Raw genomic sequence first — 21323 nt, 5'->3', positions numbered from 1 at the left:
GTGAACCCATGAAGATCATGACGATTTTGGGCACGCGGCCCGAGATCATCCGCCTTAGCGTTATCATTCCGCTGCTGGACCGGTATGCGGAGCGGCATGTGCTGGTGCATACGGGACAGAATTTCACGGCCAGTCTCAGCGGGGTATTCTTCGCTGAGCTGGGACTCCGCGCACCGGACTACGTGTTGCAGGATAAGCAGGCCGGACTCGGGGGTCAGCTGGCCGCCATGTTCGGCAGTCTGGAGAGCATTCTGCTTCAAGAGCAGCCGGACCGCGTGCTGCTGCTGGGGGATACCAACAGTGCGCTATGTGCCATTCTGGCCGAGCGGATGGGCATCCCTGTGGTGCATATGGAAGCAGGCAACCGCTGTTACGATCTGAAAGTGCCGGAGGAGAAAAACCGCCGTGTCATAGATGCCGTCTCCACCATAAATATGCCCTATACCCAGCAGAGTAAGAGACATCTGCTCAGCGAAGGGTTTCCCAGCCAGCGTATCGTGTTAACCGGCAACCCCATCCATGAGGTGATTACGCATTACGAAGAGCAGATCGCGGCCAGTGACATCCTGTCCCGGCTGAAGCTTGAAGCCGGCCGGTATCTGCTGGTAACAGCCCACCGGGCCGAGAATGTCGATGATCCGGAGTCGCTGCTCCAGATTATGTCCGGGCTGAACCTGGTGGCTGAGCATTTGGGACTCCGCCTGATCTGCAGCATCCATCCCCGTACACGCTCCAAGCTTACGGAGCAGTTCCCGCTGAGTATGAACCCGCTGGTGGAGTTTCACGAACCTTTCGGATTTTTTGACTTTGTTCATCTGGAACGTTATGCCCTGTGCGCCATTACCGACAGCGGCACCGTTCAAGAAGAATGTTGCCTGATGGGAGTGCCTACGGTGACCATACGCCGGACGACAGAACGCCCGGAAACTATCGATTGCGGAAGTAATGTAGTGTCCGGGGTAGAACAGAACAGCATTCTGCGCTGCACCGTGCTGATGACGTCGCTTAAGCCCGATTGGGAGGCGCCGGAAGGGTATCTTGCCCAAGGTGTCTCGGTAAAGGTAGTTAAATTTCTGCTTGGAGGGAACCTGCATGTTCAATAATAAACGGATTCTGGTTACAGGCGGTACCGGTTCCTGGGGGCATGAGCTGATCCGGCAGCTGCTGCCGCAGCATCCCAAAGAAATCATCGTATTCTCCCGCAGTGAGTCTGCACAGGTAGCCATGAGCCGTGAATTTGAAGATAAGCATCTCAGCTTCATCATCGGCGATATCCGTGACAAGGATGCGCTGGTGGCTGCCTGCTGCGGTGTGGATTATGTCTTCCATCTGGCCGCGCTCAAGCATGTACCCGTCTGCGAGGACCAGCCGTACGAGGCGCTCAAGACGAATGTGGTCGGCACACAAAATGTCATCGAAGCCGCGATTGCCAACAATGTGGAGAAGGCGATCTACATTTCTACCGACAAGGCGGCCAATCCGTCGAACTTCTACGGTATGACCAAGGCCATCGGTGAGAAGCTGTTCGTCTATGCCAATCTGATCGGTTCAGGCACCAAGTTTGTTACCGTGCGCGGAGGCAATGTGCTGGGCACGAACGGCAGCGTGGTCCATCTGTTCATGAAGCAGATCAAGGACAAGGGACAGGTAAAGATTACGGATATGAACATGACCCGGTTTTTTTTCACCCTGCGCGATGCCATTACCCTGCTGTTCAAGGCTTCCGATGTCAGTATCGGCGGAGAGATCTTTGTCATGACCATGCCGACCTGCCGGATCGTGGATTTGGCCGATGTGCTGATTGAAGCTTCCGGCCGGACGGATGTCAGTATGATCGAGACCGGCATCCGCCCGGGTGAGAAAATCCATGAGATCCTGATGAGCGATTTCGAGAGCCTGACTACGGTGGTCTACGATGAGCAGTACCTGGTTATTCTGCCCACACTCGATATGCCGGAGCTGAAGGAGCATTACCGTCATTTCCCCCATGTGTCCTTCAGCAGCTTCAGCTCGGAGAATCATCTGATGGAGCAGGCTGAAATCAAAGATATCCTGATCCGGGGAGGGTTCCTCCAGTGAAGCTCCTGATTCTCGGCGGAAATGGTATGGCAGGTCATATGCTGGCGGAGTATTTTCGCCGCCAGGGCAAGCACCACATCTTCCATACAACCCGGGATAAGAAGGATCTTGGAGGGTTGTATGTAGACGCCGACGACATCGCCGGTGTAGAGAAGCTGGTTGAAATCGTCTCCCCCCATTGCATTATTAATGCGATGGGGGTACTCAATCAATTCGCCGAACGGGACCGGATCGGCGCGTATCATGTCAACGGATTTCTGCCCCACCGCCTGCGGCGGGCAGCAGACCAGATTCATGCCCGGCTCATCCATATCAGCTCCGACTGCGTGTTCGAAGGAACACGCGGCGGATATACGGAGGAGGATGCCGCGGATGGAACCTCGGTCTACGCCCTCACCAAGAGTCTTGGAGAAGTGCGCGATCCCGGACATCTCACGATCCGTACCTCCATTATCGGGCCCGAGATCCGCTCCGGCGGAATCGGCCTCATGGAATGGTTTCTGGCCCAGAAAGGCCGGGTAACCGGATATGAATGCGTGATGTGGAATGGAGTCACCACCCTGGAGCTGGCCAAAGCCATCGATTCCCTGCTGGACTCGGATCTCTCCGGGCTGATTCATCTGGCCCACCCGCAGCCCGTAAGCAAATATCAGCTGCTGCAGATGATGCAGACCGCATTTCATAAAGAGGATGTTGAGATCATCCCGCAGCAGACGCCGGTTCAGGACCGGACGCTGATCAGCACGAGAAGCGATGTCACGATTGAGCTGCCTTCCTATCCCCGGATGCTTAGCGAGCTTGCCGACTTTATGCGCAGCTCAGAGCTGCTGACATGAGCGGGCGGCGTCTCCTTATTACCGGAGCTTCCGGCTTTACCGGCAGGCATGCCGTGGCCTACTTTGCCGCCGGAGGAGCGGAGGTGACTGCTGTAGTCCGACGCAAGCCAGCTGCGGAGTTGTTCCCGGACGGCGTTCAGCAGTATGTCTGTGACCTGGGGGACCGCAGGGCTGTGGCGGCAATGATTGGAGCGGTGAAGCCGGATCAGGTGCTGCACCTGGCAGGCAAGAATTCGGTCCCGGAGTCCTGGAGGGACCCGCTGCTCTACATGGAGACCAATGTAATGGCTACTCTATATTTGCTTGAGGCGCTGCGTGTCCAGCCGGCCAGCCGTATTCTGGTGGCCGGCTCCCGGCTTAAGTATAGACCGGGTGCGGCAGACCCGCCCCATCCCTATAGCCTTAGCAAGACGCTGGAGGAGCTGGTATCGCTGGCCTGGGCAAAGCTGTTTGCACAGCCGGTGCTGATGGCGGAGCCCTCGAACCTGATTGGTCCGGGTCCGTCCACCGGCTTCTGTTCCCTGCTGGCACAGCATATTGTGCGCAGTGAAGCAGCCGCTGTAACCGGATCGGCCGCACCTGCTGCGTTTCGGCTCTCCTCGCGCCATGCGCTGCGTGACTTTCTGGATGTGCGTGATGCGGTCAGGGCCTATGGCTTCATTCTGGATTCGGGCGAGACAGGAAGGATCTACCGCATTGATTCCGGGACAGAGCGGGAGCTGGGGGAGGTTGCGGCGAAGCTGCTGGCCCATGCCGCAGCTCCGGTTGCGATGGACTGGGGCCCGCAGGAGGAGCACAGTCGGGGCAATCCTTCCCCGACACCTGCCGTTCCGGCGAAGCCTCCATTTGAATCTGCTGATAGTAAGGTACCGCCTGAAGAATCGGGGGACTATGCTGTTATTTCCGGCTGGATGCCGGAGATTGCGCTGGACCGTTCGCTGGCGGATATTATCGGCTATGCAAGGGCCGGTAAGGAAGGAAGGTTGTTATGAAGCCCAGAGTATCCGTAGTTATTCCTTTTTACAATTGCCCTTATATTGAGCAGGCGCTGCAGAGCGCCATAAGCCAATCCTGGCAGCCTTATGAGATTATCGTAGTGGATGACGGTTCAACTCTGCATGCAGAGCGGATTACCCCTTATCTGCCCTACATTCACTATCTGGGCAAGGCCAACGGCGGCACCGCTTCGGCACTTAACCACGGTATTGCGCATGCCACGGGAGATTATGTAGTCTGGCTCAGCTCGGATGATATGTTCTATCGTGACAAGATCAATAATCAGGTTCTGTTCATGGAACAGAACCGTTTGCTGATCTCGTACACCAACTTCAATTACATTAACGGAAACTCGCAGGCTATGGAGCTGAATGCTGCGGCCGTATTCCCGAACCAGCTTGAATATCTGCGCTGCTTCCTGTACGGCAATCCTATCAACGGCTGTACGGTGATGTTCAAGCGGGAGATCTTCGGAGCCATCGGAATGTTCGATGAAGCACTGCCGTATACCCATGATTATGATCTGTGGTACCGGGCAATTCTAAACGGTTATGCACCGGTGATGCTGAACCAGTCCTTGACGGCTTACCGCCGGCATGAGGGAATGGGCACGCTCAGACACTACGATGTCATTATGGCCGAGGCTGCAGCAACCAGTGCCCGTTATCACGCTCCCTTAAGCGCCCTGATTGCTTCCATGGGCGGCTAGCTGCCGGAGCGCGCATAGCCGGCACTGCAGCACAGCCCAAGACCAAGCAACTAACGCTTAGGAGGGAGAGCATATGTACCGGGAAATTGAAGTGAAAGACTTCCTGCCGGTCCTGCTGGAGCAGCTGAAATTCTCCGAGAGTATTCTGGATATCGGCAGCGGTACCGGTACGCTGCTGGAGCGGTATGAGGCCGCTGTAGTGCTGGGGCTGGATATCCACAGGCCTTATCTGCTGCACCGCAAATACAAGTCCCCTCATATCATTCCGGTTCATGCCGATGCCGGCCATATCGATAAGCTGTTCCTGCCGGGAACCTTCTCTGCGGTCACTCTGATCGATTCTCTGGAGCATTTTTCGATGAGTGAAGGCATAGAGCTGCTGCGTAAGGCGGAGCTTATCGCTGCGAACCGTGTCATCGTATTTACACCACGGGGCTTCTTCCCGCAGGAGGGGAAGGACCATTTCAATCTGCATGGGGAGTATTACCAGAAGCACTGGAGCGGCTGGGAGCCTGAGGACTTTCTGAAGCTGGGCTACGCGGTAACCGTACTGAAGGGATTTCACCATGCGGAGAATCCTTCATTCCGGGAAGCCTTCGGTGAGAATCACGCGCCGCTGGACGCCCTGCTCGCCTGCAAGACAGTATAAATGAACTCAGGGAGGAGGCCGGGGCATGAATCAGAAGACCAAGGTCTCGGTGGTGATTCCGTTCTATAATTGTCCCTACGTGCATCTGGCGGTTGAGAGCGTGCTGGCCCAGAGCTACGCGGATATCGAGCTGATCGTGGTGGATGACGGTTCCACACTCCATACGGAGAAGCTTGAAGCCTATAAGAGCCGGATCGTGTATGTCCGCAAGACCAACGGAGGAACCGGCTCGGCGCTCAATAGGGGAATTGAGGTGGCAAACGGAGCTTATTTTGCCTGGTTAAGCGCGGACGATCTGTTCCATCCCGATAAAATCAGACGGCAAATAGAAGTCATCCGCAGCTCGGGAACCTCCTTCAATCATACGGCTTACTACTATATTAATGAGCACGGGCAACGGTTTCAGGATATCGTCCGGATGCCGGCCTGCAGCAGGCCGGCCCTCATTCAGACCATGATGTCCAGCTGTCCGGTTAACGGCAGCACGGTGCTGTTTGATATGGAGATCCTCTCCAGGGTGGGAGCATTTAATGAGAGCCTCCTGTATACACAGGATTATGATATGTGGCTGCGGATTCTTCCGCATTATGAGTGGTCATATATAGAAGAGCCGCTGCTGGATTACCGTGTGCATAATGAGATGGGCTCGGTCCTGCACAGCGAGGCGCAGAACCGGGAGATTGCAAGGGTGCAGTTCATGCACAGGGGCAATTTGACGCAGCTGCTGAGAAAGGAGACAAGGAATTGAGACTGACCTTCCCGGTTCTGACCTTATCCAGAGGCGGCGCGCAGCGGATGATAACTGAGCTGGCTAACCGTCTGGCTGAAATTGGCCATGAGGTCGTTGTTCTTTTGCCCAGCCATGGTTTTGTTGAATATGAGATGAAATGTCCGATTATCACTGCGCCCGCTCCGGTGCTTACCGAAGATGATTTTCCCTATGGGGATGTAATTATCTCCAATTATTATACAACCGTTCCGGTTGCCGAGCGGGCCAGCCGGCAGGGCAAAGGGCTGCATATCCGGCTGGCCTTATGCTATGAGCCGAATTTCTTGCCGGATAATAACCAGTCGTTCGCTTCCTACAGCATTACCCGCAACCTGCTTCTGCTGTCCCGCTGGCAGCAGGAGGTCATACGGATCAATCACGGCATTAAGGGCAGAATTGTTCCGGTCGGCGTTGCTCCGGATTTCAAGAATACGCATTTACGCGACAACGCAGACTGGCCGCTGATCGTCTCGGCCATCATGCGGCGTCCGGAGGGCGGATTCTCCGGCCACCGGGAACAGGAATACCTGATTCAGCAGCTCGATATGGTCAAGCGGCTTCATCCAGAGGTGGAGATCTATATCATGACTCCCCCTGCTGAATATGCCGCATCTGATAGTCTGCAGGCCTTGCTTAACACCGGGCGTTATCAGCTTCGGACACCCGGCAATGACAACGAGCTGGCTTTTCATTACAATGAGACAGATATTTTTGTCAGCGCAAGTACTAATGATGCCGGTTCGTTGCCGGGGCTGGAGGCGATGCGCTGCGGTGCTGCACTGGTTACCGTATATTCGGGGGGGAATCTTGAATACTGCGCACACGGGCAGAACTGTCTGATGTCATACCGTCATGAGAACCGTCTTGCTGCGGATATAGTGACGCTGATAGAGGACCGAGAGCTTCGACAGCGTCTGGCCGCCAGGGGAGAGCAGGATTCACTGCAGTTTACCTGGGAGAGAAGCGTGCAGATTTTCCAGGCCGAGTTGTTCGAGATGGTGTCCAGACAAGGCGTGTGATGCCTCCAGGCAGAACGCCAAACACAGAGAAACCTTCAAGCCCCGGCTGGCGCTGGGGCTTGAAGGTTTTTTTGGCCTGCAGATAGGATATATGAAGCTTGCTTGCAATAGTTAGAAGATAGAGAAGGAGTTCATCATCTCGCGGAAGGAATGTGCGTATTGATCGAATCCGAAATGCGTAACCATATGCTGACGGCCCTGATAGCAGATGGCTTCACGCAGCGCAGTGTTATTCATCAGCTCAAGTCCTTCGTTCACGGCAGCCTCCACATTGCCAAGCGGATAGAATTTGCCGGTAATATTATGGGTGATGAAGGATCTGACTCCGTCGGAATCCGTGCTGAGTACCGGACAGGAGCAGCAGACAGCCTCAGCTACAGCATATCCGAAGCCTTCTGTGACTGAGCTGGACAGCAGAAAGCCTCCTGAAGCGGCAATCGATGAATAATAGACAGGCATCATCTGGTTAGGCATGTTCGTGAACACATTCAGCCGGTCATTCAGGCCAAGGGCCTGCAGCTCTTCATTGAATGCCGCCTTCTGGTCATCTGAGGCCAAGCTCGGATCATGGAACATCCAGAGATGAAGGTTAGGCCTCTGTTTGCGGATATGATAGGCAATCTTCAGGTACTCGCTCCAGTTCTTGTTGGGCTCCAGCCGCCCTACCCAGGCGATAACAGGATCAACGGGCGCTTCGGCCGGGATATAGCGGAATCCTTGTACATCCACGAGGTTCGGAATAACATAGCGCTGTAGCCAGGGGCAGATCTCGATAAACAGCTCCAGTAAATGATCGGTGGGGGGAATCAGCACGGCATTGCAGAAGGCTTGGAGATAAGGCACGGACTCTATAATCACGTTACGTGCTTCGCTTCGTGTTCCCAGACCCTGGGACTCGTAGATCAGGATGCCGCCATACCCCAGCCGGCGCAGGCGTTCGAGCAGCAGATAATCGGAGGTTACGATAATGGCGTCATAATGATGGGTATTCAGTACCGTTCTGATCTCTTCATCCTGGTTCGTGACAAATACCGGGAAGCTTACACTATTGTGGGTGCCGGACCCCGGCATGAGATAGAGCACATGGCATTCGATGCCGTTCTTCTGAAGGCTCTCACACCGCAGTCTGTTCAGGGTCTCAACCCCGCCGCTCGGTACATAAAACGTAAATAGAATTCTCAAGCTTACCCCTCCTGATCTGGACTCTCGCGGAGAAACACAGTCTGCTGTTATATAAGATACGCCGGAGTTCTCTTACATGTGACTGTGGAGGCAGCTCTGCCAAATCCTTTCTGGATAACCGGGCAGAGGAGGAGCCATGCTAAGGGTTGTCACACTACACTATATTATTCTGTGATGGGGGATGAAGGAATGTTGCGATCGAAATTAGGCTTGTCCGTGTCTGCAGCCTTGCTGCTCGGCACCATAAGTATGACCGGCTGCGGTGCCGGCCATTCGGCAGATAGCGGCAATATGCAGACGAAAAGTGTACGGGGGACAGACGGGCGAATCCACGTGAACTCCGCACGGGACATGAACCGTGACGATGACTTCGGCAGCATGGAGATGAGCAAGGAATTGGCTGACCGTGTTGCGGCGATGCGGGAAGTCCGTTCAGCTAACGTTATTATGGTTGGCAGAAGCGCTTATGTCGCTGTAATGCTGGAGGATGCTTCGGGCAAGGTTCACACCCGGAGTACCACCCGCGAGAAAGCTACCGGAAGAGGAACTGCTGCGGGGGTGCCGGGAATGACGGGAACAGGCGGCTCCATGGCCGGCATTCCGGGAAGTCTGACAGGCACTGGAACCATTGGCGGTACAGGTATGGCAGCTCCCGAAGATTATCCGGGGAACGGCAATAACGGGCTGATGTCCAGAAGCAGTATAGGGGAGGATAAAGACACGCTTCCCGGGGAGATCAAGAACAAAATCGCCGCAGAGGTTAAAAAAGGCAACACATACGTCAGCAATGTCTATGTCTCGGCGAACCCGGATTTCGTGGAACGGGCCGATTATTATGCCCGGGAATTCCGTGCCGGACATCCGCTCAGAGGCTTCGCGAATGAATTCCGCATCATGGCGGAACGGATTTTCCCTGCGCGCAGCGGACAGTAAGCAGGCACTACAAGCATAGTGCTTTGAATGAAGATAGTATTCCAGAGGGATATGAGGCTTATTCAAATGACGGCACAGAAGGGCAAAAGTGAATGACGACAGACGCAAACAATGCAGCCCTCTCACCCGGATTTCCGGTGAGAGGGCTGCATTGTTGTGTTTATACGAATACGAAGCTGTGTCTTATCCGGATCAGGCCTCCAGCTTACGTCCGCCGATCCATACGCCCCGCAGGTTCAGGTCTTGATCCAGCTGCAGAATATCGCCGCGCTTCCCTGCCTCAAGCGTTCCGATAGACCGCTGCATGCCGAGCGACAGCGCCGGATTAAGGCTGGCAGCCTGTGAGGCTTCCAGCAGACTGAGACCAACCTCCTGAACCAGATAACGGAACCCGCTAATCATCGTCAGTGTGCTGCCGGCCAGCGCTTCGGGGTGCTCCTTCAGCGTGGCTATGCCGTCCTTGACGATCACAGGCAGATCACCGATGGCATATTCTCCGTCGCTGAGTCCGGTTGCTGACATGGCATCTGTGATCAGCAGCAGATTATGATTGTTTTTGAGCCGGGTAATGAGGCTGATGGCTGCCGGATGAACATGGATGCCGTCGGCAATGACCTCGGCTCTGATCCGGGGATCGAACAGGACGGCACCGGCTGTTCCCGGCTTGCGGTGATGCAGCGGTGTCATGGCATTGAACATGTGCACCGCATGGTTCAGCCCGGCATCTGCAGCGGTAATCACCTGCTCGAATGTGGCATCTGTGTGGCCGAGCGCAGCCGTAATGCCATGCTTGCGCAGCCACTGGATAGCTTCCAGGGCAGCTTCACGCTCAGGAGCCAGGGTGACCTGACGGATCATTCCCGGATACTTGTCCTCCCATTCCTTCAGCCATTCTATATTAGCCGGAACAATGTGCTCAGGATTCTGCGCTCCTGGCCATCTCACGCTGATGAACGGTCCCTCCAGATGTACACCTGCCAGCCTTGCATAAGGCATGCCGCCCTCACGGGAACGATAAGCATCCACCTCAGCTAACACCTGATCGATGTCTGCCTTGGCAGCCGTCATGGTTGTAGCAAGCATAGAGGTCGTCCCGTGTGAGGCATGGAACCGTGTGATATCGTCAAGCGCATCTGCATCGCTGTACATGAAGTCATGTCCGGCTCCGCCGTGCACATGCACATCGACGAATCCGGGGATCAGCAGACCTTGCGGCTCCCGGGTGACTGTCTGCCAGCTCTCATAGGCTGCGGGCAGCCAGGAGGCTTCTCCGGCATATTGAATCAAGCCGTCCGCTACGGCAATTACACCCTGCTCGGTGATTCCGTCAGGAGTCAGCACCTTGCCGTACAACAATTCTCCGTGCGCACCGTTTATTTCAGCCATTTCGCAGCTCCTTCATCCAGCAGGACGACCACATTCGGATGGCTCTGCAGCAGCGAGGCGGGACACTGGGTAGTGATTGGGCCCTCCAGCGCATTTTTAACCGCTTCCGCCTTCTCTTCCCCGCGGACAAGCAGTACAATCTGCTTCGCCTTAAGAATTCCGCCGATGCCCATTGTTACTGCCTGACGCGGCACATCCTCTACACGCTCGAAGAAGCGGGCATTGGCTTCCAGGGTCTCTTCCAGCAGATCGACCACATGTGTTCCGCTGCTCAGGCTGGCATCCGGCTCGTTGAAGCCGATATGGCCATTGCTGCCGATGCCGAGGATCTGCAGATCCACCGGACCGTTATCCTCCAGCAGCTTGTCATACGCACGGCATTCGGCCGCAAGGTCCGGAGCATTTCCGTTAGGCACATGGGTGCGTGCCAGGTCGATATCAATGTGATTGAACAGATGCTCATTCATGAAGCTCCGGTAGCTCTGCGGATGATCCACAGGCAGTCCGACATATTCGTCCAGATTGTAGGATGATGCCTTGGCGAAGCTGACATTGCCCTTGCGGTGCATCTCCACCAGCTTCTCGTATACCCCGACAGGGGAGCTTCCGGTAGCCAGCCCCAGAACGGCTCTGGGATTGCTCTGCAGCAGACTGGCGATCAGGTTGGCTCCTGTGGCTGCGAAATCTTCTTCATGCTGAAATTTCAAAATGTTCATTAGATTTGACCTCCCCGTTTATGACGGTAATGTTGGACGTTCAGATAAGATTGCTCCAGCTTGGGGATGAAATCTCCAAACCGGGTACTGACCATGCCGGTGAACAGAATATCGATAATGTGCAGCTGTGCGATCCGTGAGGCCATATCACCGCGCCGCATGCCCTGCTCAAGAGACGAGGAGAACAGCGGAATATCAGCGAGTGTAGCGAGAGTACTGCTTCCGTATGAGGTTAACGACACCGTGGCTGCGCCGCTTGCGGCCGCACAGGTTAAGGCATCCACCGTCTCCGGGGTCTCTCCTGAATAAGAGACTGCGAAGGCTACATCGCCGGAAGAGAGTGAGGAAGCGGAAGTAATCTGCATATGGGAATCGGCAAAAGCGGTACAGTTCACGCCGATGCGGATCAGCTTCTGATAGAAATCCTGGGCTACGATGGATGAGGTTGCCATCCCGTACAGATCAACCCGCCGCGCCCGGCACAGCAGATCAATGACCTGCTGCAGCCGGCTCAGATCCAGCAGCGAGGTGGTATCCCGGATCGAGGCCAGGTGGTTGGCCTGCATGGCCTCTACAATGAATTGCAGCGGATTGCCGGCCACGATGTCCTGATAAGAGGAGCTGCCGGTCTCCGGCGAGCCATCGCTATGCGCCAGCTCAGCCGCCAGCTTGAGCTTGAAATCGGGATACCCCTTGAAGTGCAGCGCTTTGCAGAACCGCGTAATCGTCGCTGTGCTGATACCGCATTCCTCCGCCAGCTCGGTGATGCCCATATGGACAATCTCCCCGGGCGAGGCCAGAATACGCTCAGCCAGCTTGCGTTCCATTTGCGACAGCTTGGGCTTGTCATGCTCCAGAGCATGCAGAATGGGAGACAAGCGTTCACCTTCTTTTCTATAGATTCAGATTCATGTAGCTTTCTCTACTTATAAGATGTACATGTAGAATGAATACTTAATCTGGCCGAATGCACCGCTTTCTGAAATTATTTTACACAATTCATATGTTTATTAAGAAAATTATTTTCATACTCAGGATAAAACAAATTGCGGAAGGTTGCAATAGGCAGTTTGGTTTAAGGCTGATCTGGGGCTGAATTAAGGGGGAGGGAGGTGGATTTTGGATAAAGTATGTATATAATTGCGGCCCAAGTGTATGTGGAAAACAACGTTCATTGTGCTGACGCGTAAGCACATGGGCCAAATGCGAATGTATGTGGAAAACAGCATACATTGTGCTGATGCGTAGGCACATAGGCCAAATGTATGTCGAAAACAACATACATTGTGCTGACGCGTAGACACATGGGCCAAATGTATGTGGAAAACAACATACATTATGCTGACGCGCAGGCACATGGGCCAAATGTATGTGGAAAACAACATACATTGTGCTGACGCGCAGGTAATCCTATATGGTCCTTTTCTGCACTTGCACGCTCAGCGATTAGTGTTTGACACGGCATTCAACTTCTGTTGATTCTTTAATCTGAACTTGTAAATATTCCTTACAAGTTCGGATTAGGGCAGAGATACAAAAAGCTGCAATCTGCGTGTTTGAAGGCACACGCACAGATTGCAGCTTTTACATAATTAGTATAGTTACTTCGTGATCCCGTTTGCAGCCTTTGTCCTATTTGCAGTTCGTCTGCCGCGCAGCAGCTCCCACAGGATGAAGGCAAGAATCAGCAGCTGCGGGAGGGTGGTCTCCCAAGTCGGATATATGCCCAGCCAGCCGATGGAAGGCAGACTGTGCCCGTTATGGGCGGGCAGCTTGCCGGCGATCTGCAAGGCGTGAAGGCTCTCACCTAGGAAGCGGAACACCAGATAGTAGATCAGCACTGTAGCAGCGCGGAAGAAGGCGGCAACCGGCAATCTGGCGCTCAGTGCAATCATGGCATAGCCGAGGATAATCAGGATCACAAGGGCACTGCCAATCCCGAGCAGCAGTTGAGAGGTATTAATGGCCGGTGCCATTCCTGCGTAGAAAATCGTAGTCTCGGCCCCTTCGCGCAAAATGGCCAGCGCAGCGATGAAGAACAGGTACCACAGATTGCCTTTGGCCAGAGCGCCCTGCATCTGGCGGTCCACATATTTATTCCAGGCTGCCGTGCTGGATTTCCCATGCAGCCAGCGGCCGACGGTGAGCATCATGACCACAGCGACGAGGCCGGTGATGCCTTCGATCAGCTCGCGTGCGCCGCCGGAGGCGGCTTGGGAGAGGGAATAGGTCAGCAATACGGCGAGGCCGATGCTTGCAGCCAGACCTGCCGCTGCGCCGGACCAGACCCAGCGGCGGGCCGCCGGTACTGCTTCACGGCGCAGATAGGCAAGCAGGGCGGCGAGTACAAGAATCGCCTCCAGCCCCTCGCGCAGCAGAATGAGTGCCGCATCCCATGCGGTATAAGTCTGTTCCCCGGCCAGCGGCGTCAGCTCAGAGAGCATTGTGTCCATAAGCGATAGCGCTTGGTCCAGCTTCGGAGGGCTGGAGAGCAGATAACCGGTGACGGCGGTGCTCTTGTTCTCGATGCTGGCATAGACCTTGGACGAGGCCAGTTGGACCTGGCCTTCGGCCGAAGGCCAGGCAGCGATGAACTGTTCCATTATATCAGCGGCTGCTGCGCTGTCGCCGGCCTGGGCAGAGGCGGAAGCTTGCTTCAGATAGCTGATCAGCCCTTCAATGGAAGCCGGCTCCGCTGGCGCGCCACCGGTATCGACGGTTTTGCCTTCGCTGTAGCCGGACAGCAGCGTCACCAGCGCTTCCGATTCCGCCTGCGCTGCCTCTCCGCGGACCGGCTCTGCCTGCAGCGCAATGCGCAGCAGGCTCATCTTCGTCTCCAGCAAGCCGTAGACGGCGGGATTGTCTGCCCGGATGCCGCGTTCCACCGGCGTCCAGCCGTTCACCACGGCGCGGTAGGCTTCCGCCGCCGCGGCCCAGTCGGCGCTGCGCGCCGCATCCCGCGTGCGCTCCGCCGCGGGCAGCAGCTTCGCCGCCGCTGCGCGTCCGGCGGCGCCCGTGTCACCGCCGCCTTCGCCTGCGGCGGCGGTGACGAACGCGTCCACGCTGCGGGCGAGCGTGGACAGGGCCGCCTTGGCGGGCGCTCCGCCGCCGCCCGCCAAGGCTTCCGCCGCGGCGGCCAGCGCGGCGTCCACCTCAGCAGCCGGACCGGCGAGTGCCGGGTCCGGCTTGCTCTCGTTCGCGCTGCGCCACAGCGCCGCGAACGATTCAACATCGGCCGCCGCCGCCTCCCAGCGGCTCTGGCCGGCCTCGACCAGCGCGCTGCCTACAGGCGGCAGCAGCTCATCCAGCGGCGCGCCTGACGCAGAAGCCGGCGCGCCGGGCAGCAGCACAAGCAGGCAGAGGAGCAGCAGCGCTGCCCTGATCGGCCGCCATGGACTCTGTGTAACCGTGATCATCATCGGGATCATTCCCTTCAAGTTTAGCGAGGAGGGGTCACTTGCAACGGACTCAGCTGCGCTTATTTTAGTAATATTAACGTTTCTGCAAGTTAAACGGACTCAGTGGAGCTTATGTACAAATAATTGGGAGGAAAACGCCCGCTGTAGCGGAAATAAGCGCCGTGCAGTCCGTTGGAGTAGCTGAATATGCTCGAAAAGAGAAAATAAAGGCCTCTCAGTCCGTAACGATCAGCTACCTTTCCGTCCTCTCCGGTCCCCGAATCGCCGTTGCGCTTTCGGCCTCGCAATCCCCATAGCCCTGCTTCCTCAGCGTCACCGGTCACAACCTAGGCATTTCATCCCTCGAGCAGCAGCTCCCCGATATATCCGCCTTCCAGTACACCCGGGAAGCAGGCGAAGACGGCGCTGCCGGTGTGAACCATGTATTCATTCAGCCGGTCATTCTTCGCAAGGCGCTGCTGGATGCTGACGAACTGCTTCATCAGATCCTTTTGGAAGCTGATGAACACCAGACCGGCATCAAGCTGTCCGGTCTTGAGATCCATGCCGCTGGAATAGGAGTAGGAGCGGCGCAGAATCTTGACCGAGCCGTCCCCATGAGCGAGGGCGGAATGGGAATCCGGCGGAATGACGGGCTTGCCGCTGGCATCGGCTGCTGCCAGATTCAGCTCGGCGAATTCATCTCCGGCTCCAATCGGTGCACCGCTCTGCCGGTGCCGCCCGAAGGTGGCCTCCTGATCGCTCAGCGAGGAGCGGTCCCAGACCTCAATACGGAACCGTACGCGTCGCACCGCAAGATACGTGCCCCCGTTCATCCAGGCCGGGCCATCGGCGCTGCCGCTCCAGACGATATTTCGCATCTGCGCCTCATCGGTGACGTCCGGATTCCCCGTGCCGTCCTTGAAGCCAAGCAGATTACGCGGGGTGCCGCCTGACGGATCGGCGCTGCCGCTGCGCTGGAAGCCTTCCTGGGTCCAGCGCAGCACCGCCGTACCCCTGGCGATACGGGCGAGATTGCGGATGGCATGGAACGCCACCTGCATATCGTCCGCGCAGGCCTGCACACAGAGATCGCCGCCGCACCACTGCGGCTCCAGGCTGTCCCCTGGGAATGCCGGGAGCTCGGTGAAGGAGGCGGGCCGTTTGCCGGAGAGGCCGAAGCGGCTGTCGAACAGGGCCGGACCTGCCCCGAAGGTAAGCGTGCACCCCGAAGGAGTGAGGCCGTCCGCCTCGCCGGTGTCAGTAGGCGGGAGATTGGGCTTGTCGTTCGCCGTGCCGATCATCGTACCCGAGGTCAGGGCAGCAGCGGCGGCAGTCCAGTCCTCCAGCAGTTTTTTCAGATCACTGACCTTGGTAGTCGTCACATCAAATGAAGCGAAGCACAGAAAATTCTGCGCAGGGGTAAGAATCCCCGCCTGATGCTTGCCGTAGAAGGGGATCGTATCCGCCTGCTCTTCATTCTGCCCGGAGGCTGCGGCGGCCGGGACCGCCCGTCCTGCTGCCTGGCGTGCCGCCATAATGCCGCCCACACCGCCTCCGCCGAGCAGCAGCCCGAGACCCGAGGCACCGGTCAGCCGCAGCATATCGCGGCGGCTGAATTTGGTGTTGAACAGTTTGGTCTCCGGCGCAGGAATCCCGTGATCCGCGTCAGCCTTATTCCGGGAATTCTTATCTTTCTTGTTCATATCGTCACACTCCCAGAATCGTTCCCATGTTGGATAGCGGCTCAGCCAAGGCGTCGAGGTTCTGGCTTAACCTGCGGACCTCCTCCGGTTTGAGCGTTTCGTAAGAGACGTAACCCTCCCCCGATTTGAACGGCGCCAGCTCATTCATTAAGGCGTTGAACCGTTCGCCGATGGTTTGCTCAAGGGCCGGGTCTTTTTTGGCCAGCTCCGGCTTCAGCAGCTCATAGATCTTCTGGGCCCCCTCCACATTCGCCACAAAATCATACAAATCCGTATGGGAATAACGCTCCTCTTCCCCCGTTACTTTGGAGGAGGAGACCTCATTCAGCAGCTCAACAGCCCCGGTAACGAGCAGATTGGCATCGATTCCGGCCGTCTCCACCTTGGCGCGCAGCAGCTGCGCATCCTTCAGCAGGCGGTCCGCGACATCCGTCATGCCCTCCGTTGTATTGTTCTGCCAGAGAGCCTGTTCAATCTTATGGAAGCCGCGCCAGTCCGCAGCATCTACATCATTCTCACGGGCATCAATATTCGGGTCCAGATCCCCAAGCGCTTCAGCGATCGGCTCGATCCGCTCATAATGCATGCGTGCCGGAGCATACAGCGTCTTGGCTTCATCCAGCTTGCCCTCCTTGACAGCATCCGTGAAGCCCTCGGTCTGCTTAACGAACGCATCGCATTGTTCAATGACGTATTTGCGGTATTCGTCGATGGCAGTGGTGAAATCTGCATTCGTCTCACCTCCGGCCTTCGCTACACTTTCTGCCCCGCTGCCTGCCTGGGCTGCAGCATTATTCCCTGAGTTGTTACCACTGTTGCCGTTGTTGCCATCGTTATTACTGTTGTCCTTGCCCGCACAGCCGGCAAACAGGAGGGAAGCCGCAAGCAAACCTGCGGGTACTGCATAGCCTATTTTCATCTGTATGGATACCCCTTTTCATTTATGAAAATGATAATCGTTATCAATGATGGACTTATCATAAATCTCCCCCTATTGGCTGTCAATAAAAAAGTGATAATTATCATATTCATACTGATCCGCACAAATAAAATGCAAAAATACGCCTCCCGGCAGGCGGAAGACGCAGTTCGTATTTATAAATTTCCGGCTGATCGGATTCTACACCGTGGCCCGCTCAATAATCCGGTAGTCCAGCTTGCGGTAGACCGGCTCGGGGCGCTCCGAGTGAATCTGCTCATGGATAATGCGGAAGGCGGCGGCCCCCATCTCATACAGGTGGTTGTCCATGGTGGTAATCTGAAGCAGCCGTCCAATCGGCTGGTTATCGAAGCCCATAACTGCGAGGTCCCCAGGGATGCTGAGGCCGGCTCTACGCGCTTCAATAATCAGCCCGGCAGCTACATGGTCTCCAGTAATAATTATGGCTTCCGGCCGCTGTGGCATCTTCAGCAGGGACTGTGCAGCGGCTGCGCCGTCTTCCTCCGTTGTACAGTCATAGATCATCCATTCCTCTTCAAAAGCCAGCTTATGCTCAGCAATGAATTCGCGGTAAGCAGCCTGCCGGATCACGGCGCTGCTGCCGTTACTCCTTCCTTCGCAATACCCGATGGAGCGGTACCCTTTGCCGGTCAAGTACTCCAGCCCCTCCCGAAAAGCCGCATAATGCTCAATATAGACAGAGGAATAGCGCCGCTCTCCGCTGTCCTGGCAAGTGACAACTGGACCGTAGGCCGTATACTCCTCGATGATGTCCGGTTTCAGCGCAGTAGATACAATAACAACACCGTCAATCTCTTTATGGCGCAGCATCTCCAGCACTTTGATTTCTTCTTCCTCCAGGTAATTGCTCTGGCACAGAATCAGCCGGTATTGCGAGAGCAGCGCCTCGTGGGCAAGTCCATTCATAATAATCGAGAAATAAAAAGCATGAATATACGGCAGAATCACCGCCACCGCACCGGTACGTCCGGTAATCAGATGAACGGCGTTCATATTGCGGGTATAGTCGAGCTGCTCAATCGTTTGCAATACAGCGGCTCTTTTGTCCTTGCTGACATACGGATGATTATTGAGCACCCGTGAGACGGTCGTTACAGACACTCCGGCCATCCGGGCGATTTCTTTAATATTAGCCACGTTCGTCTGCGCCTCCTGTGTGAGACTGGTATGACCTTATTCTAACATAGAAATGAACAGCTTTTCGGCCGATAAAAAGCTTGCTATGGAATCCATTTCATACTTTACACTGGGGGTGCAACAAGCCTTACCGGAGAAACCGGCGTGACCGCAAGGGCGTGACGGACCGGTAACGTTAGCCGTTTCACGCTGCGGGCAGGAAGGATGTTCAGCAATATTTTTTTCCTGAGCAACCCTTTAGCAGCGTGGTTTCTATAGACATTGCCCGACGGATGCCGCCTTAATGACTAAGGAGCAGCAGCCGTTTTTTGTGTGCATTCGGGTCAGAAGTACCGGGTTTGTCCATGCTCCGCGCCTGCCCCCGCCCAATTTAATGCTGCGACAGCACCATTAACTGCCCCTCCACATAGTATGTTTTGACTGTATCCCTTTACCTTGTTATACCAAACAAACCCAGGGCAAGGAGGGGTGACACCATTGAAGGGCAACGAACATCATAGCAAATTTTTGCTGACGCATCGTGAACGCGAAGTATTCGAGCTTCTTGTGCAGGACAAAACTACACGGGATATTGCCGGACTGTTATTCATCAGCGAAAAAACCGTCCGCAACCACATCTCAAACGTAATGCAAAAATTAAACGTAAAAGGCCGTTCGCAAGCGGTTGTCGAGCTGATCAAGCTTGGGGAGCTGAAAATATAGCTGCCATGCTTCAGAGGTGATGCGTTTAAGCCTTCTCTTATCCTTCGGGATGAGGGGAGGTTTTTTGTTGCGGGCAAAAATAAACCAAGCGCTTGCTGACCTCTGATGGGGCATCGCTTGGTTTATTTATCAAGTTCGATGGTCATGGTTTCAAAATTCACCTTGCATTTGGCGCTCATCATAAAATCAATGCCAATAATTCCATCAAAGCCGTAAGGCTCTTGAATCGAACCAAGCAGTATGGGAAAATCACTCAAATCGATATCTTCAATGCAAAAGTCGGGAATCTGCTGCTCATAACAAATTTCGCTCGTTCCTCCTACTCCATACATTCGCTTGGCTCTTCCGTTAATAAAATCAATATCGATACCTATTACAGCTAGTATATCGGAATCAAAAACGGTTGCAGCACAGCCAGTATCAAATAAAAGATTTCTAAGAGAAATGGATTTACCTTGGTGAGTTAGTGTCAAAGAAATAATAGTCAGGCCATGGAGGAGGTGTAACTTCATATCGGTTGCCTTACTCCTGAAAAAAACTCTTCCACAAACTCAACATCATTTCTGCTTGTATGGAATACATACAGTTCACGGTTTGGATGAAGTTTATGCAGCTTTTTATAGCCGCTCCACGCTTCTTGCGGGTTATCGTAATCTTGTATGACTGCCATATCTTCTAAATGACGCATGCGGTTACTTGAGCTTGCTTTAATTGCTTCCACCAGTACAAAGCGGCTTGGGTGCAATTCTGTAATCTCTCCCCACTTCATTGGCTTCACCTCACTTGGCTTATCATATGTTTAGTATATCATAGCGGCTCTGCTTCAGCTTGCGCATCATTAAGCTTTCTCTTATCCTTCGGGATGAGATTTTTTTTGCTCTTACTAGTCCCGGCGATCCAACCTCCCGAAATATTAAGTCAAGTCCGGCTGCATTTTATGGATTGACGGCCGGGGGAATTGGTTGTAAAATCAGTGTAAAGTATAAACCTTTAAACTTTTGGAATGGTTTTGATACTTTTAATAAATGCAAAGCTGACGTTCAATGTTCGATTTTTCAGTCAGGCTGTAAGTTATGGCGTGCTGAGTAAATCTTTTTTATTTCTTTGAAAGTTAAATCGTTTAAACTTTTGAGTGTGGAGGCATAGATACTTAGATGAATATTCATGATGTAGCCAAGAAGTCGGGGCTCTCTGTAGTGACCGTATCCAGAGTACTTAACAATTCCCCCTCTGTACGTGAAGGCAACCGCCAGAAAGTGCTGAGAGCGATAGAGGAATTAAATTATCAGCCTAATTCAGCAGCACGGAGCCTTGTGCGCGGCAAGACCGGAGTCATTGGGATGTCGATTACCAACTTTAATGACTCTTTCTATGACCGTGTGATCCGCGTGGTGAACCGGAAGCTGGCTGAGCAGGGGTACTTTCTGGCACTGTCCATAGCCGAGAACGATGATGATGGGGTGAACTTCCTGTTCCAGAAGGACCGCGTGGACGGGATTATCCTGCTGTCTCCGCTGGAGGAGAAGGAATATGTGGAGGAGCTGAAGCGAAAGAACATCCCGGTTGTCCTGCTGGATAACCAGTTCGAGCATGAGGATGTTCCGAGTGTCGTCGTCGATAACTATCAGGGCGGGTATGAAGCAACAAGACACCTGATTAGTCTTGGACACACCCAGATCGCCTATATCGGCGGCCCTTCGGAGTTCCTGAGTGTAATGGAGCGCAAACGGGGTTATGTCCAGGCGCTGGATGAAGCGGGACTAACGCCCTTTGGCACGGAATATTGCGGCTTTACGGTAAGCAGCGGTTATGAGGTGGCGAAGAGATGGGTCCGCGAGGATAAGCTGCCGACAGCCATTTTTTCGGGAGACGACTTTATTGCCCTCGGAGTTGTTCAAGCCCTGCGTGAGGAGGGGATTCTGGTGCCTCAGGATATCTCCGTGGTCGGCTTTGATGATCAGCAGTTCGTCGGTGAATTCTACCCGCGGCTCACAACGGTCAGACAGCCAGAGGCGCAGATGGGCAATATCGGCGTTGACTTACTGCTGAAGCTGATCAATGGGGAGGTGATGCCCCCTGCGGTAACGAAGCTTGCTCCTCAGCTTCTCATCCGTGAATCTACCGCTTCTGTTCGATTAACTTGAA

The 21323-nt window shown here is 54.8% G+C and carries 21 protein-coding genes; 11 read left to right on the top strand and 10 right to left on the bottom strand.

The genetic code is table 11. The features are described 5' to 3' along the window. Positions 1-8: 8 nt before the first annotated feature. From wecB to NST69_RS24730, 8 genes are all read left to right on the top strand, one after another. Positions 9-1103, top strand: coding sequence for a UDP-N-acetylglucosamine 2-epimerase (non-hydrolyzing) (gene wecB, locus NST69_RS24765; RefSeq protein ID WP_036727134.1), 1095 nt, complete (start codon positions 9-11; stop codon positions 1101-1103). Further along, positions 1093-2079: a polysaccharide biosynthesis protein gene (locus NST69_RS24760; protein ID WP_342547428.1), complete on the top strand. Its 987-nt coding sequence runs from the start codon at positions 1093-1095 to the stop codon at positions 2077-2079. The genes wecB and NST69_RS24760 overlap by 11 nt, the downstream gene beginning before the upstream one ends. Further along, positions 2076-2915 carry an SDR family oxidoreductase gene (locus NST69_RS24755; RefSeq protein WP_036727137.1) on the top strand — a complete coding sequence of 280 codons (840 nt, stop codon included), beginning with the start codon at positions 2076-2078 and terminating at the stop codon, positions 2913-2915. Before NST69_RS24760 ends, NST69_RS24755 begins: the two co-directional genes overlap by 4 nt. Continuing rightward, the gene (locus NST69_RS24750; RefSeq protein ID WP_342547427.1) at positions 2912-3907 is read left to right on the top strand and encodes an NAD-dependent epimerase/dehydratase family protein; all 996 of its coding nucleotides are present in this window, start codon (positions 2912-2914) and stop codon (positions 3905-3907) included. Before NST69_RS24755 ends, NST69_RS24750 begins: the two co-directional genes overlap by 4 nt. Then, complete coding sequence (locus tag NST69_RS24745) at positions 3904-4620, top strand: glycosyltransferase (RefSeq protein WP_036727141.1); 717 nt, start codon at positions 3904-3906, stop codon at positions 4618-4620. The genes NST69_RS24750 and NST69_RS24745 overlap by 4 nt, the downstream gene beginning before the upstream one ends. Before the next feature lie 73 nt (positions 4621-4693). Further along, on the top strand, positions 4694-5269 hold the full coding sequence (locus tag NST69_RS24740) for a class I SAM-dependent methyltransferase (protein ID WP_076082334.1): 576 nt from the start codon (positions 4694-4696) through the stop codon (positions 5267-5269). Positions 5270-5294: 25 nt separating this feature from the next. Further along, positions 5295-6017 (top strand): glycosyltransferase, encoded by a 723-nt coding sequence (locus NST69_RS24735; protein WP_339250800.1) that lies wholly within the window; start codon positions 5295-5297, stop codon positions 6015-6017. Next, a complete protein-coding gene (locus tag NST69_RS24730; protein WP_339250799.1) occupies positions 6014-7057 on the top strand; it encodes a glycosyltransferase family 4 protein in 1044 nt (347 codons plus the stop codon). Before NST69_RS24735 ends, NST69_RS24730 begins: the two co-directional genes overlap by 4 nt. 111 nt (positions 7058-7168) lie before the next feature. On the opposite strand, the gene NST69_RS24725 is transcribed toward NST69_RS24730, so the two are convergent. After that, positions 7169-8239 carry a glycosyltransferase family 4 protein gene (locus NST69_RS24725; protein WP_342547426.1) on the bottom strand — a complete coding sequence of 357 codons (1071 nt, stop codon included), beginning with the start codon at positions 8237-8239 and terminating at the stop codon, positions 7169-7171. Positions 8240-8428: 189 nt separating this feature from the next. Here NST69_RS24725 and NST69_RS24720 point away from each other — a divergent pair, with 189 nt between their 5' ends. Next, the gene (locus NST69_RS24720; RefSeq protein WP_342547425.1) at positions 8429-9172 is read left to right on the top strand and encodes a YhcN/YlaJ family sporulation lipoprotein; all 744 of its coding nucleotides are present in this window, start codon (positions 8429-8431) and stop codon (positions 9170-9172) included. 192 nt (positions 9173-9364) lie between these two features. On the opposite strand, the gene nagA is transcribed toward NST69_RS24720, so the two are convergent. The 7 genes from nagA to NST69_RS24685 form a co-directional block, all read right to left on the bottom strand. After that, the gene (gene nagA / locus NST69_RS24715; RefSeq protein WP_342547424.1) at positions 9365-10558 is read right to left on the bottom strand and encodes an N-acetylglucosamine-6-phosphate deacetylase; all 1194 of its coding nucleotides are present in this window, start codon (positions 10556-10558) and stop codon (positions 9365-9367) included. Then, positions 10546-11274, bottom strand: a complete 729-nt coding sequence (nagB, locus tag NST69_RS24710) for a glucosamine-6-phosphate deaminase (protein WP_036727151.1) — start codon at positions 11272-11274, stop codon at positions 10546-10548. The genes nagA and nagB overlap by 13 nt, the downstream gene beginning before the upstream one ends. Continuing rightward, the gene (locus NST69_RS24705) at positions 11274-12152 is read right to left on the bottom strand and encodes a MurR/RpiR family transcriptional regulator (protein WP_036727152.1); all 879 of its coding nucleotides are present in this window, start codon (positions 12150-12152) and stop codon (positions 11274-11276) included. Before NST69_RS24705 ends, nagB begins: the two co-directional genes overlap by 1 nt. Positions 12153-12875: 723 nt before the next feature. Next, entirely contained in the window at positions 12876-14693 is a 1818-nt protein-coding gene (locus tag NST69_RS24700; RefSeq protein ID WP_342547423.1) for an FTR1 family protein, read from the bottom strand. Positions 14694-15028: 335 nt separating this feature from the next. Beyond that, positions 15029-16378: an iron uptake transporter deferrochelatase/peroxidase subunit gene (gene efeB / locus NST69_RS24695; protein WP_342547422.1), complete on the bottom strand. Its 1350-nt coding sequence runs from the start codon at positions 16376-16378 to the stop codon at positions 15029-15031. 4 nt (positions 16379-16382) lie between these two features. After that, complete coding sequence (efeO, locus tag NST69_RS24690) at positions 16383-17297, bottom strand: iron uptake system protein EfeO (RefSeq protein WP_342547421.1); 915 nt, start codon at positions 17295-17297, stop codon at positions 16383-16385. 201 nt (positions 17298-17498) lie between these two features. Continuing rightward, a complete protein-coding gene (locus NST69_RS24685) occupies positions 17499-18476 on the bottom strand; it encodes a LacI family DNA-binding transcriptional regulator (RefSeq protein ID WP_342547420.1) in 978 nt (325 codons plus the stop codon). A gap of 477 nt (positions 18477-18953) precedes the next feature. Between NST69_RS24685 and NST69_RS24680 the strand changes: the two genes are divergently transcribed. Beyond that, positions 18954-19178, top strand: coding sequence for a LuxR C-terminal-related transcriptional regulator (locus NST69_RS24680; RefSeq protein ID WP_019908812.1), 225 nt, complete (start codon positions 18954-18956; stop codon positions 19176-19178). A 122-nt stretch (positions 19179-19300) separates the two neighbouring features. On the opposite strand, the gene NST69_RS24675 is transcribed toward NST69_RS24680, so the two are convergent. Both NST69_RS24675 and NST69_RS24670 read right to left on the bottom strand, forming a co-directional pair. After that, positions 19301-19690 (bottom strand): aspartyl protease family protein, encoded by a 390-nt coding sequence (locus NST69_RS24675; protein ID WP_342547417.1) that lies wholly within the window; start codon positions 19688-19690, stop codon positions 19301-19303. Next, positions 19687-19947 carry a hypothetical protein gene (locus tag NST69_RS24670; protein WP_342547416.1) on the bottom strand — a complete coding sequence of 87 codons (261 nt, stop codon included), beginning with the start codon at positions 19945-19947 and terminating at the stop codon, positions 19687-19689. The genes NST69_RS24675 and NST69_RS24670 overlap by 4 nt, the downstream gene beginning before the upstream one ends. 385 nt (positions 19948-20332) lie before the next feature. Between NST69_RS24670 and NST69_RS24665 the strand changes: the two genes are divergently transcribed. Continuing rightward, positions 20333-21322 carry a LacI family DNA-binding transcriptional regulator gene (locus tag NST69_RS24665; protein WP_342547415.1) on the top strand — a complete coding sequence of 330 codons (990 nt, stop codon included), beginning with the start codon at positions 20333-20335 and terminating at the stop codon, positions 21320-21322. Position 21323 lies beyond the last annotated feature (1 nt).

The sequence above is a fragment of the Paenibacillus sp. FSL P2-0089 genome (genome assembly GCF_038595095.1).
GTDB lineage: Bacteria > Bacillota > Bacilli > Paenibacillales > Paenibacillaceae > Paenibacillus_AQ > Paenibacillus_AQ silagei.
This window is presented reverse-complemented; position numbering and strand designations above follow the sequence as displayed.